General features: G+C 36.4%; 10 protein-coding genes and 2 tRNA genes. 8 read left to right on the forward strand and 4 right to left on the reverse strand.

The window, feature by feature from the left end; translation table 11 throughout:
* Positions 1-76: 76 nt before the first annotated feature.
* Positions 77-1,432, forward strand: a complete 1,356-nt coding sequence (locus OOK97_RS04190; RefSeq protein WP_264704978.1) for a phosphomannomutase/phosphoglucomutase — start codon at positions 77-79, stop codon at positions 1,430-1,432.
* 106 nt (positions 1,433-1,538) lie between these two features.
* Here the strand turns inward: OOK97_RS04190 and OOK97_RS04195 are convergent, their stop codons facing one another.
* On the reverse strand, positions 1,539-2,390 hold the full coding sequence (locus OOK97_RS04195) for an Rpn family recombination-promoting nuclease/putative transposase (protein WP_077188186.1): 852 nt from the start codon (positions 2,388-2,390) through the stop codon (positions 1,539-1,541).
* Positions 2,391-2,600: 210 nt separating this feature from the next.
* Here OOK97_RS04195 and ppdK point away from each other — a divergent pair, with 210 nt between their 5' ends.
* Positions 2,601-5,336, forward strand: coding sequence for a pyruvate, phosphate dikinase (gene ppdK / locus OOK97_RS04200; protein ID WP_264705661.1), 2,736 nt, complete (start codon positions 2,601-2,603; stop codon positions 5,334-5,336).
* A gap of 85 nt (positions 5,337-5,421) precedes the next feature.
* On the opposite strand, the gene OOK97_RS04205 is transcribed toward ppdK, so the two are convergent.
* Together OOK97_RS04205 and OOK97_RS04210 are read right to left on the reverse strand one after the other, a co-directional pair.
* Positions 5,422-5,718, reverse strand: coding sequence for a hypothetical protein (locus OOK97_RS04205; protein WP_264704979.1), 297 nt, complete (start codon positions 5,716-5,718; stop codon positions 5,422-5,424).
* 14 nt (positions 5,719-5,732) lie between these two features.
* On the reverse strand, positions 5,733-6,665 hold the full coding sequence (locus tag OOK97_RS04210; protein WP_264704980.1) for an ankyrin repeat domain-containing protein: 933 nt from the start codon (positions 6,663-6,665) through the stop codon (positions 5,733-5,735).
* 115 nt (positions 6,666-6,780) lie between these two features.
* On the opposite strand from OOK97_RS04210, the gene glpX reads away from it, so the two are divergent.
* Positions 6,781-7,707, forward strand: coding sequence for a class II fructose-bisphosphatase (gene glpX, locus OOK97_RS04215; protein WP_264705662.1), 927 nt, complete (start codon positions 6,781-6,783; stop codon positions 7,705-7,707).
* Between the two features lie 81 nt (positions 7,708-7,788).
* Positions 7,789-9,141: a hypothetical protein gene (locus OOK97_RS04220; RefSeq protein WP_264704981.1), complete on the forward strand. Its 1,353-nt coding sequence runs from the start codon at positions 7,789-7,791 to the stop codon at positions 9,139-9,141.
* A gap of 451 nt (positions 9,142-9,592) precedes the next feature.
* Here the strand turns inward: OOK97_RS04220 and OOK97_RS04225 are convergent, their stop codons facing one another.
* Complete coding sequence (locus OOK97_RS04225) at positions 9,593-10,078, reverse strand: hypothetical protein (RefSeq protein WP_264704982.1); 486 nt, start codon at positions 10,076-10,078, stop codon at positions 9,593-9,595.
* Between the two features lie 201 nt (positions 10,079-10,279).
* Between OOK97_RS04225 and carA the strand changes: the two genes are divergently transcribed.
* The 4 genes from carA (at position 10,280) to tuf (ending at position 12,895) form a co-directional block, all read left to right on the forward strand.
* A complete protein-coding gene (gene carA, locus OOK97_RS04230; RefSeq protein ID WP_264704983.1) occupies positions 10,280-11,371 on the forward strand; it encodes a glutamine-hydrolyzing carbamoyl-phosphate synthase small subunit in 1,092 nt (363 codons plus the stop codon).
* 115 nt (positions 11,372-11,486) lie between these two features.
* Positions 11,487-11,569 (forward strand) — tRNA-Tyr (locus OOK97_RS04235).
* Positions 11,570-11,573: 4 nt separating this feature from the next.
* Positions 11,574-11,644: transfer RNA gene (locus OOK97_RS04240), tRNA-Gly, on the forward strand.
* A gap of 78 nt (positions 11,645-11,722) precedes the next feature.
* Positions 11,723-12,895, forward strand: coding sequence for an elongation factor Tu (gene tuf, locus OOK97_RS04245; RefSeq protein ID WP_264704984.1), 1,173 nt, complete (start codon positions 11,723-11,725; stop codon positions 12,893-12,895).
* Positions 12,896-12,899: the final 4 nt, after the last annotated feature.

Genomic DNA, 12,899 nt, shown 5'->3' on the forward strand with positions numbered 1-12,899 from the left:
GTCAACTAATTGTTGGATAAATAAACTTGAGCATTTGGCTAAAATGTTATATAGTAGTCACTTCAAGAAGTACAGTATGGACAATACCATTATAAGAAAATACGATATTAGAGGTATAATAGGCAAAGATTTGCAGATTAATGATGGGTACGAAATAGGCAGAAAGTTTGGCCAAACCGTAGCTAATGTTTGTGTCGGCTACGATAGTAGAATAGATTCACCAGGTATAGAAAGAGAATTAATTAGGGGCTTAACTTTATCCGGTGCAAATGTTATACGCGTTGGACTATGCTCTTCACCTATGCTTTACGCTGCAACACAAATCACACAGGCGGATCTTGGTATCATAATAACTGCCTCTCATAACCCCAGCGAATATAATGGCTTTAAATTTTTTAGTAATAAAAAAGTCTTCTCAGATCAAGAGATAAAGGAAATTATAAGCAGTCCAATTAAAAACAGCACAAGAATTGGAAGCTTAATTAACATAAATATATATAGTGAGTACATTAGCATATTGAAAAGTGCGGTAAAGAACAATAATACACAAAAGTTAAAAATAGCCTGGGATTGTGGAAATAGTCCAGCAAGTGGAATCATAAGGTATATTGAAAAGATCTTGCCCGGTCATACGCATATCGTAACCAATAACTCTATAGATGGGGCATTTCCACTGCATGATCCAGATCCCATAGAGGAAAAAAATCTTGCTCAATTAATTGACATTGTGAAGGAATATGGATGTGATCTTGGCATTGCGCTAGATGGTGATAGTGATAGGGTGCGCTTAATTGATGATAAAGGCAGTGTTGTTTCCAATGACCATTTATTTATAATTTTTGCACGTGAAGTGTTGGAGGAATATCCAGAAAGCAAAGTTATTGCTAACGTAAAAATGAGTATGAAAGTGCATGATTTTGTTAGCAAGTTAGGAGGGCAAGTTATCACCTGTGCTACTGGACATTCACTAGTTAAGAAGAAGATGGTAGAGGAAGAGGCAAAGTTTGCTGGTGAATTAAGCGGGCACTTCTTCTTTTCTGAGCTAAGTTTTGATGATGGGCTATATTCTGCTGTTAAAGCAGTTGACATTTTGCTTAAGAAAAACCAAAGCCTATCTCAGGTGATTGAGGATTTACCGAAGTTATATATCACTCATGAAGTGAAGATTGTAGTGAAAGATGAGAAAAAGTTTCAAATAATTGAATCAATAAAGAAAACACTGGAGCAGCAAAATATTGTATTTTCAGATCTTGATGGTGTTAAGGTAACCGATAATAAAGGTTGGTGGCTTCTTAGGGTATCAAATACGCAAAACTGCATTACAGCAAGATGCGAAGGAGAGACTTTAGAAGGTTTTGAACTTACTAAAAAGGTTTTGTTCCATTACATTGATGAAGCAAGGTCTTTAAATTGTAGCTACTCACAGAAATAAATTTGATTTATAAAATTGGCATGAAAGTATAAAGATAAATAGGCTAAATGTACTTATCACCTGGTCAGGCTGCAGCATTATTTCGTGTAACCGTTTGCGGGTCCACTTAATTCTGCAATTCTTTGATCTCACTCATGGAGAGGCCAGTAAACTTAACAATAGTGGTGACATCAACATTATTAGCCAGCATTGTTTTTGCAATTTCAATTTTTCCTTCCTTTTTAGCATCATCAAGTTTTTGTTCAAGAACAGCCCGTTCATCACGAATACGTTTTATTTCCTGTTCGTAGGCAATAAATTCTTTCTCTGACCAGTTGAATCTATTTAGTTCTTCATATGCCTTTTTAATTATTACATCACTACCTATTATCTTTTCCAATTCTTCTTCGCTAGTTTCATCTGCATATTTAAAATAATAGATCCATTTTTCAACTATACTCTCCAATTGGTCTTCTTTAGTTTTAGGAAATTTTGGTAACTCGATAAATGTAAAATAAAAATCTTTTAAATCATGTTCATAGCTATCTTTGTCTAACATTACATGATCTGACTTATACTCAGATTTATTAGGAAAGAGAATACAATCAGCAATAGCTATAAAAATGATTTCTTTAAGATCCTGATATTGATCACCTTTATCAGCTTGCCTTGAATAAGCTTTAGCAGCGTAATATTGAGCGCGTTTTTCAAAGCCTTTAGTTTTGGCAACTTGCATTTCGACTATTACTTGCACCCCATTTTCATCCCTGCAAAGAACATCAACGATACTTTGTTTTTTAGAGGCAATTTCAGCATCTTGAATAGTGCTGAGGAATTCTATTTCTTTTATTTCATCTTTGCCAGTGAACCCCAAAATATCATTGAGAAAGTGAATGAGGATGTCTTTATTTTTTTCAGTACCAAAAATACGCCGGAACGCAACATCATTCTTGGGGTCGAGAAACTTAGAAAGAGCCATAAAAAAATTTTTAAATGTATCTTTATATTATATATTCTTATTGATAATAATTCAATAATTTGTCATCTTTTTTGTTAACTTTACTGATGTTGTTGTAAGGAACGTTGTTGCCAAATTTTGTAAAATTTATTATCCTAAGGTTTCAAGTCTTCACAGGTTTATTGGAACTATATGTACAATGTGTTTATCAGTGAAAATCCGGAGAAAATGATGGGGGAAAAGTTAATACATTACTTTAGCCAGGGTAAATGCGAAGGCAATGCAGAAATGAAAAATCTGCTGGGAGGAAAGGGGGCAAATTTAGCAGAAATGTGCAATGTTGGCATTTCTGTTCCACCTGGTTTCACAATTTCCACCTCTGCTTGCAAAGTCTATTATCAAGACAATAGATCTTCTGTCATCCAAGTAGCTGACTACTCGGATCCAGAAAAAAATGTGGTCACGCACTGGAATGACATATGTAGTGAAATCAAAAACTACATGGCGATGCTCGAAAATGACATCGGTTGTAAGTTTGGGGATTTAAATAACCCCTTATTAGTTTCAATACGCTCTGGTAGTGTTAGTTCAATGCCGGGCATGCTTGATACTATTTTAAATGTTGGTCTAAATGATGAAACCGTTGTTGGGCTTGCAAAAAAAAGTGGCGAACGTTTTGCTTACGATAGCTACTGCCGTTTCATCATGATGTACTCCAATGTTGTACTACAGCTTGATCATCACCTATTTCAAGATGTTGTTGATAATGAGCAGCAAAAGAGTGGAGCAAAAAGCTTAGCTGATCTTGATGTTGATGTTTTAAAGAGAATTGTTAACGATTTTAAAAAGATAGTATATGAAAAAACTGAGAAACATTTCCCGCAGAACGTTGAAGAGCAATTGTTAAACTCAGTTAATGCAGTATTTGCCTCTTGGAAAAATGATAGGGCTGTTTCCTATAGAAGAATACATAATATTCCTGAAAACCTTGGAACAGCGGTCAACGTGCAAGCAATGGTTTTTGGTAATTTAAATGATAATTCTGCAACTGGTGTGATATTTACACGAAATCCTTCAACTGGAGAAAAAAAGCTTTTTGGTGAGTTTTTGGTTAATGCTCAGGGTGAGGATGTGGTTTCTGGTGTTTATACTCCTATGCCAATTGACGGAGAGCAAAAAAACACCATGGAGAAGTTGCTGCCAAGTGTCTACCGAGAATTATGCGTGGTATGTGAAAAACTTGAAAGGCATTATAAAGACATGCAGGATATCGAATTTACTGTGCAGGACGGTAAGTTATGGATTTTGCAAACTAGGTCTGGCAAGCGCACGGCTGAAGCTGCTATTCGCATAATAGTTGATATGGTAAACGAAGGAACGATTACAAAAGAAGAAGGAATATTGAGAATTGATCCAAAAACTTTTGACAATTTATTGCATCCAGTTCTTGACGTTAAGAGCGATCAAAAAGTAATAGGGAAGGGGCTGCCGGCTTCTCCAGGGGTTGCTTCTGGATATGTAGTGTTTAGTGCAAGTGATGCTGAAAAAGCTACAGAGCAGGGCAAAAAAGTGATTTTAGTAAGGTCAGAAACGAGTCCTGAAGATATTAATGGAATGAATGCTGCAAGTGGCATAGTAACAGCACGGGGAGGGATGACCTCGCATGCTGCTGTTGTAACCCGTGGAATGGGTAAGCCATGCATTTGCAGTGTAAGTGGACTTTATATCGATAAAGATGGAATTTTCTTTTCTGTAGGGGATACAAAAGTAAATAAAGGTGAACCAATTACCATCAACGGAGGAACAGGGGAGGTTATGCTTGGCATTCTTCCTACAATTTCGCCTGAATTATCGCAAGAATTCAAAACGATAATCAACTGGATAGATGAAATCAAAACGATCAAAGTGAGAGCGAACGCTGATACTCCAAAAGATGCAAAAATTGCAAAAGAATTCGGTGCAGAAGGTATAGGCTTATGTCGCACAGAACATATGTTTTTCGCTAGTGATAGAATCGAATTCATTCAAAAGTTGATAATAGCTGACGATGAAAATGAAAGGGCAAATGCGCTCATTAAACTGGAAGAAATGCAAAAGTCTGATTTCAAAGAAATATTTTCTATTATGGAGGGCAGGGAAGTCACTATACGTTTGCTTGATCCACCTTTGCATGAATTTTTACCCAATAATCAGTCTACTATAGAAAAAATCGCCAAATCGCTTAGTAAGTCAGTTGAATCAGTAAAAAATAAAATAGCACAGTTATCAGAAAAGAACCCAATGCTTGGCCATCGAGGTTGTAGACTTGCCATTTCTCATCCTGAAATATATAGCATGCAAATCAGGGCAATACTTAGTGCTGCAAATGAGCTGAAGGAAGAGAAAAAGGTAGAAGTTAAGCCTGAAATCATGATTCCTTTTATCATGAGTGAGAAAGAGTTTGTTCTGATATGCGAGCTAGTGAAGAAAGAATTTTCTGTCATCTCAGCTAGGATCAAGAAGCGGATTCCAGCGTCACGCGCTGGAATGACATCAGACAAGGCTTATTCAATTGGAACGATGATAGAACTGCCACGAGCGGCACTGATTGCTGATAAGTTAGCAAAACATGCAGAGTTTTTTAGTTTTGGCACTAATGATTTAACGCAAACAACCATGGGACTTTCAAGAGATGATTCAGTTAATTTCCTCGATTCTTATAAGGAAAGCAACATATTCGGAAACGACCCATTTGAAGTGCTGGACATCGAAGGGGTAGGGGAGTTAATCAAGATAGCCATTGAAAGAGGCAAAAAAACCCGAAAAGAAATAAAACTGGGTATATGTGGAGAGCATGGAGCAGATCCAAAATCCATAGAGTTTCTCATCGAATCAGGGGTGGATTACGTTTCATGCTCACCCTATAGAGTACCGGTTGCAAAGTTAGTGGCAGCACAGTTTAGTGTTAGATCTAAATTTGCTAGGTAAGTATAGTGGCAGTGTTGGCTACTCATATGGTTTGAGCCCACCAGAGGGTGTCATTCCAGCGCGTGACGCTGGAATCTAGTTTTTATTATGGCCTTTTGGATCCCAGTGTCTGGGCACTGGGATGACATCCTGTTACATGTTCAACTTCATTCTCTCTCATCTCCCTATAACTTGGTAATGTAGAATTTTTTACATGCAACCCGGTATATATTGCAATCAAAGCAGCTATGACACTGCAAACTACTGCACCAGCTACAAATGGAACCATCACAGCAGCAGTAATGAATAATCCTGTAATAACAACTCCAACAACATCTTTTGTCAATGAGGTGTAAAAATCCTTTTTGCTCTCTTTATATTTAGTTTCTTGTTCATTTGGCATAGAAAATTGAGCATCTACAAAGCCGTTAGCTTTATTACCATTATTGGTGTGGCAGTTTGGTCAATCCCTGTTACTACAGGCGTTTTATTTTCGTTATTATGATGCTGACCGTTACCACTATTTGGTGTAACAGTTTGATTGGTATTTGTCTTCTTTGTTAATATAGAAGGCACTGTTACTACAGGCGTTTCATTTTTGTTATTATGATGCTGACCGTTACCACTATTTGGTGTAATAGTATGATTTGATAGACCATCGCCGTGAGTTCTTATATTACTAGACTTATCATTACCGCTTGACATAGCGGATGTGCCGGCGTTTGTTGATACTACAGGAGATACTGGTTTATTAATAACACTCCTACCGTTACCACTATTTGGTACAGTAGTTGGATTTGTTTTTTTTGTTGATGTTGCTATAGATTTACTAGTGGCATTACTATTACTGCCAGATCCTACTTTAATTTCCTCATTAGATATTTTTTGCTTTTCTTGTTTCTCCTCTATCGCTGACACGAGTAACGTAACAAGTTTTTCATTGTTTTTGTCTATAGCCTTATCTAACGCATTACTCTTTAATTGTTCTGCGTTAACATTTTGTAAGAGTAGATCTAAAATTTCGGTATTACCAAAATGGACAGCATAATTTAATATAGATTGACCATTTATAGTTTTGGGAATATGGCATGTTTCTTCTTGTTGGGAAATGATACTAATAATTTTTAGCTCATTTTTAAAGAGAAATTTTATAAAATCTAGATTACTTTTTTCAATTGCAAGTGCTAATAGTAAATCTCCCAACACACAGCCATTATGAAATTTTTGCTTTAGATCAATTCTTGCATTTAGCTCTTTACTTAATTCTTCAAGACTTGCTTGAGGCTTCTGTTTTACAGTCTCATTTATATTTAGATACAACTCTCTAATATCATCATTACTATATATCATAACTAACCCTACTACTATATGTTAGTTTATTATAGCAACTTTCCCACAACCAGTCAAGGCATATTGCAGTTTCAAGCAGCATGATATATATTGAATATAGTTCTTAAAGCAAATGATGGAAGATTTAGCCTATAAATTAGTTAAAGTGACCGAAGCTGCGGCGCTTGCTGCATATAAACTAGCAGGCTTCGGCGATGAAAAAAAGGCTGATCAGGTTGCAGTTGATGCAATGCGTACAGTATTAAATTCAATGGAAATAAATGGTACTATCGTAATTGGTGAAGGTGAGAGAGATGAAGCGCCGATGCTATATATTGGCGAGAAGGTTGGCACTGGAAATGGTCCTGAGATTGACATTGCTGTTGACCCACTTGAAGGCACTACGATTTGTGCTCATTACAAATCAGGGGCAATGTCCGTTCTTGCTGCAACGAAAAAAGGTAATTTTTTACATGCACCTGATGTTTATATGGAAAAGATAGTAGTAGGAAAAAATCTTCCAGAGGGTGTAGTCTCACTAAAAAATAGCATTGAAAAGAATCTAGACAATTTAGCCAAGGCAAAAAAATGCAAAGTGAATGATCTCGTGGTAACTGTACTTAAACGTGAAAGGCATGGTGAATTAATAGAGAAAATCAGGAAATTAGGAGCAAAAATTAAACTAATAGATGATGGTGATGTTGCGGCCATAGTTTCACTAGTAAATGGCAATCATGATATGTATATCGGTATAGGAGGAGCACCAGAGGGAGTGCTTGCGGCTGCAGCGCTAAGCTCTATCGACGGACAGATGGAGGGAAGATTAGTACTTGATACGGATCAGTTAAGAGAAAGAGCAAAAAATTTAAATATTGATGACCCAGAAAAAGTCTACGCCGTAAAAGATATGGCAAGAGGTGAATCAGTGTTCATTGCAACTGGAGTAACAAGCGGAGAACTTGTGGATGGAGTTAAATTGAATCATAATACCTATTCAACTAATTCTTTAATAATTCTGCCTAATAGGCTGATAAAGCTGCAAACAATGCAGAACTTATGTTAGCTTTTTTAGTTTCTAATTTTAGCTTTACAACATTTAGCATTAAGATATAATCAAGTTTACTTATAACAATAGAGGTGTGAAATGTTTTCTAGTATTATAAATCTATTTAATGGTTTGTACAAAAATTCGAGTACCAAGGAAAGTGAAGAAAAGTTGACTCTTCTATCTCCTCAAGCAAATCTTCAATTCGATGAGACTCAGGTACAAAGTGTGCTCTCAGATTTTGAGGAATTGGAGTTTAAGGATAATAAGTGTTTTGACAAAATAGCAGACGATTATGAAAAGAAGGGGAAGAGTTCCCTCTTTAATTACGTGATATTGAATAAGCGGAAAGAAATAATCGATATATTAGATAGGAATCTTCCTCTCCTCGAAGAACAGGAGGAGTTTAGAAAGAAATATGGTCAATATGTTCTTCAAATTGACAAAGGAATGAGTTATGGAAAAGAACTTCAAGATGGACTTCGGTCTTTTGAAGATAGGCCAGAAAAAGTATTATCAGATTTTGAAAGATTGAATTTTGATTTTAAGGATAATAAGTGTGAAGATTCTTCTGATTCCGTAAATTATAATAACGGTTGGCCGGAAGATCCATTTGACAAGATAGCGAATTATTATCGAGAGGATGATATTTTCCTTTTCAATTATGTGGTATTGAGTAAGCGAAAAGAAATAATGGGTATATTGGATAAGAAGCTTACTTCTAAAGATCAGGAGGAGTTAAAAGAAAATTTTAAAAAGAGGTTGGGTAGATATCTTATTCGAATTGGTGAAGGAATGAGCGATGGACAAGAATTTCTAAAAACTGGTAGTGCAATTGCTTTCTTTGATGGGTGTTATGTGCCATGTCCATATGCAAACCGTCTTCTTAATCATTATGACCATCTTAATATCAACATTACTAAACCTGGACAGAGTTTAGAAACTAGTCGTCTTTTTAGCGAAAAGACTAAAAGGATGGAAACAATTAAAAATGAGATACAAAGAGTAAAAATATATAGTAATGATAAAAGAATAGTAACAATTGAGAAGAATGAGAAACAACAGAGGAACTACTCCTTTACAGAATTTGCAATATGTGACATCGAAATTAGTTGGGGTGCAAAAGATGAATCTGGAAAAGACCTTAACTGTACTGTTGTTCTAAATATAAATTTAGGTCAAGTTAGTATTAAAAAATCAACTATTAATGGTGAAAATGTTGAACCAAAGAAAATTTTAGAGTTAGCTAAGCAAAACGAGGCTGTGCTTGTAAAAGGTAAAGCTTTACATGAAGTTTTAGCAGCACATTTCATTAAGCAAACACCATGTGAGGAAAAGAAGAGTACGCAATCGCACGAAAATATTGTTGTACCTGGTTCCGGTGCACCTCGCTCAGCTATTGATGAGGAAATAACTGTAGAGCATCCGTCCGGAAAGCAGCAAGGAAGGTAGACAAGATAAACCAAAAATCAAGAAAAAGTGAGTTTACAACAAATGGTGTCATGAAAGTAGCTGATACATAACTGTACGAACATTTGTTTGCGAAGAAATGTTATAGCAGGTTTTGCCTCAAACACAAAGCTGTCATTCCAGTGCTTGACACTGGAATCCAGCCCTTTTACACAGTCCCATTAAAAACGTTGTATTTTAACGTAGGATTAGCTACTTTTATACTCACCAATTTAATCTCTAATCAAAATTCCTGGATCCCAGTGTCTGGGCACTGGGATGACATCCTCCCTAGTGGATTCAAATCACAATATTCGTATAGTAAGCACTGACCACTTTTGCTTCAATATTTGCGATGCCCCTGAACAGATACAATTATTCTATTATTAGGAGGATGCCATTAATCGCTTTATATAATGCTACTTGTAACACTTATGCCCTGAACGGAGACAGTTTAGGCTGTTATGCCTGGCGGCTTTGTTGGAATAAGTTTTTCAACACTGCTAACAATAAACTTGATTGTATCGTCAGCTACCTTATCGAATTTATCATTTATCTCTTTTCCTATTTCTTGATTTTTAACATATTCGTGTAGAGCTAAAGCAGTTATAGCTGCACATGCTGCAATTAAGCCAGTTTGTGCTATAATGAATAGTGATAATCCTCCTACAAGTATAGATGTTAATCCAATAGCTAGTTTTATAATTTTACTTTGTGTTGTTTGTTGTGCTGCCTGATTTTGACCTGCTTCCTTCTCTTCAAGAATGTTTGATATTGTTTTTGAGGCAGTTTTTACCGCGATTGTTGCAATTGCGATCATAGCTAATCCTATGGCTATTTTTGCTAAGAGAAAAAATGATGGCAACACCATCGCAAAGAATAGTAAGCCAGCTCCTGCAATTAGTAACTTGTTTTTAGGTTGGATCTCACTTGTAAACATAATAACCCCTCTATTTTCTAATACTAAGTTGTATCTAATATAAAATACGGAGATAGTCAACATATTTTATGAAAGGGCACATTAAAAATTTTTTTCATATTGTTCTTCGCTGCCTCGTGGTTAAATTTGGAGTTTTAGAAAGAGTTACGTATTATTTGAAATTCTTGTATACTGTTTTGAATCAGTTAAATAGATAATGAAGTGCAGGACGCAGTTTTAATTTTACAAGATGGCAAGTGCTTTTGGGGAAAATCAGTAGGTAAAAAAGGCAAATGCATAGGTGAGGTCTGTTTTACCACTGGTATGACCGGTTATCAGCATACTATAACTGATCCTTCTTTTGCCGATCAAATTATAACGTTCACTTTTCCTCATATTGGTAACGTTGGAATAAACCATAAGGATAATGAAGGAGAGAAAATTTTTGCAAGTGGTGTGGTTATGCGTGAACTTTCTTCTATGTCCCACCCTTCTTCATATATCAGTTTAAATGATTGGTTAGAGAAAAATAACGTGATTGGGATATCAGGAATTGATACTAGAGCTTTAACGAGACATTTGAGAAAACATGGATCTCAAAATGGAATGATATGCTCATCGAGTAAGGCGCATGCGTTAGACAAATTGAAGGAATACAAATCTGTAAATGGGATAGAAATAACCAATAAAGTTAGCTTGCATAGTAATTTTAAAAGAGACCTTAATGCAAAATATAGGGTTGTAATCGTTGATTTTGGCGTAAAAATCAGTATAGTTTCACGCTTAATAGAACTTGGTTGTACAGTTGAATTAATCAGACCAAGCACAGGTTTTGCTCAAAAAGTGTTGAGTATGAATCCAGATGGTATAGTGCTTTCAAATGGTCCTGGTGATCCGCAAGAAATAGGAGAAAGTGTAGTTTCAGAAATAGACATTATTATAAAATCTAAAATACCAATTTTTGGCATATGTATGGGCCATCAATTACTTGCGGTTACTTTGGGGGCAAAGACCATTAAGATGGATATTGGTCACCGAGGGAGTAACCATCCAGTTTATGATGTAAGTAGTGGAAAAGTTGAGATCACTAGCCAAAATCATGGTTTTGTTGTTGATTCAGCTTCTCTTCCAAGTAATGTTGAAATTACTCACATTTCTCTATTTGATAATAGTGTAGAGGGAATAATGATGAAGGATTACCCAGTCTTTTCTGTGCAATACCATCCAGAAGAAGCGCCAGGTACGCATGATTCGCATTATCTATTTAAGCATTTTATTGATAATATTGTGTTATATAAAATGAAATCTGCATGATTTTAATCAAGGTAGGTTTTATTGCTTGATTTTTTAATTTTAGGTGTTTAGTATTTAAATACAATAAAAGCTTAAGTTAAGGTACTAAAATAGCGTTCTCTTAACAAATTTTTGTGGAGGAGTGACCGAGTGGTTAAAGGTAACAGACTGTAAATCTGTCCGCGTGAGCGTACGTAGGTTCAAATCCTACCTCCTCCATTGTGCGGGTATAGCTCAATGGTAGAGCTCTAGCCTTCCAAGCTAGTGACGTGGGTTCGATTCCCACTATCCGCTCTTTTTTTTGTTGTATTTTTATAAAATCAACATATTATTTATTGATGTATTTGTATTTTAGGTAGAAAAGTTTAAATTATGACAGCAGTAGTGGAAGCATTTGGAAAGCCGCATGTAAATGTGGGAACAATAGGACATGTGGATCATGGGAAGACAACGTTGACAGCGGCGATAACGAAGCATTATGGAAATTTTGTAGCGTACGATCAGATAGATAAAGCGCCAGAAGAAAGGAAGAGGGGGATAACGATAGCAACAGCGCATGTTGAGTATCAGACGGAAAAAAGGCATTATGCACACGTTGATTGTCCTGGACACGCTGACTATGTAAAGAACATGATAGTAGGTGCAGCACAGATGGATGCGGCGATATTGGTAGTGTCGGGGGTTGATGGGCCAATGCCACAAACGAGAGAGCATATATTGCTGGCGAAGCAGGTGGGTGTTGGATATATCGTGGTGTATATAAATAAAGCTGATGTTGCTGATGCTGATATGATAGATTTAGTAGAAATGGAAGTGAGGGAATTACTGAGTAAATACGGATTTCCAGGGGATGAAGTGCCTGTTGTGGTTGGTTCAGCACTCAAGGCGCTGGAGGATGACAGCAGCGAATATGGAAAGAAATCAATAGACAAATTGATGGAAAAATTAGATGAATATGTGGCAGTTCCACCAAGGCCTGTGGATTTACCATTTTTATTGCCAATCGAGGATGTATTTTCGATATCGGGGCGAGGAACGGTAGTAACAGGAAGAATAGAGAAGGGGGAGGTAAAGACAGGAGATGAGATAGAGATAATAGGTCTGAAAGCGACGCAAAAGACGATATGCACAGGTGTGGAAATGTTTAAGAAGTTACTGGATAAGGGAAGTGCAGGGCTCAATGTAGGAATATTGCTGAGAGGAACAAAAAGAGAAGAGGTGGAGAGAGGGCAAGTATTAGCAAAACCGGGGACGATAACACCGCATAGAAAGTTTAAGGCGGAGGTTTATATATTAAAGAAAGAGGAAGGAGGAAGGCATACACCATTTTTTGCGAATTACCAGCCACAGTTTTATTTAAGGACAACAGATGTAACTGGGAGCATAAAATTGCTAGATGGGAAGGAGATGGTAATGCCAGGAGATAATGTGAGTGTGGAAGTAGAATTGCAAGTACCGATAGCAATGGATAAGGGATTGCGTTTTGCGATAAGAGAAGGCGGTAGAACTGTTGGTTCTGGTGTTGTTTCTGAAATTTTTGAGTGAGTGT

Source organism: Wolbachia endosymbiont (group A) of Gymnosoma rotundatum, assembly GCF_947250765.1.
Taxonomy (GTDB): domain Bacteria; phylum Pseudomonadota; class Alphaproteobacteria; order Rickettsiales; family Anaplasmataceae; genus Wolbachia; species Wolbachia pipientis.

Coding starts and splice junctions, on each gene's coding strand:
- OOK97_RS04190 (WP_264704978.1), top strand. CDS start 77: ATGGACAATACCATTATAAGAAAATACGATATTAGAGGTATAATAGGC.
- OOK97_RS04195 (WP_077188186.1), bottom strand. CDS start 2,390: ATGGCTCTTTCTAAGTTTCTCGACCCCAAGAATGATGTTGCGTTCCGG.
- ppdK (WP_264705661.1), top strand. CDS start 2,601: ATGGGGGAAAAGTTAATACATTACTTTAGCCAGGGTAAATGCGAAGGC.
- OOK97_RS04205 (WP_264704979.1), bottom strand. CDS start 5,718: ATGCCAAATGAACAAGAAACTAAATATAAAGAGAGCAAAAAGGATTTT.
- OOK97_RS04210 (WP_264704980.1), bottom strand. CDS start 6,665: ATGATATATAGTAATGATGATATTAGAGAGTTGTATCTAAATATAAAT.
- glpX (WP_264705662.1), top strand. CDS start 6,781: ATGGAAGATTTAGCCTATAAATTAGTTAAAGTGACCGAAGCTGCGGCG.
- OOK97_RS04220 (WP_264704981.1), top strand. CDS start 7,789: ATGTTTTCTAGTATTATAAATCTATTTAATGGTTTGTACAAAAATTCG.
- OOK97_RS04225 (WP_264704982.1), bottom strand. CDS start 10,078: ATGTTTACAAGTGAGATCCAACCTAAAAACAAGTTACTAATTGCAGGA.
- tuf (WP_264704984.1), top strand. CDS start 11,723: ATGACAGCAGTAGTGGAAGCATTTGGAAAGCCGCATGTAAATGTGGGA.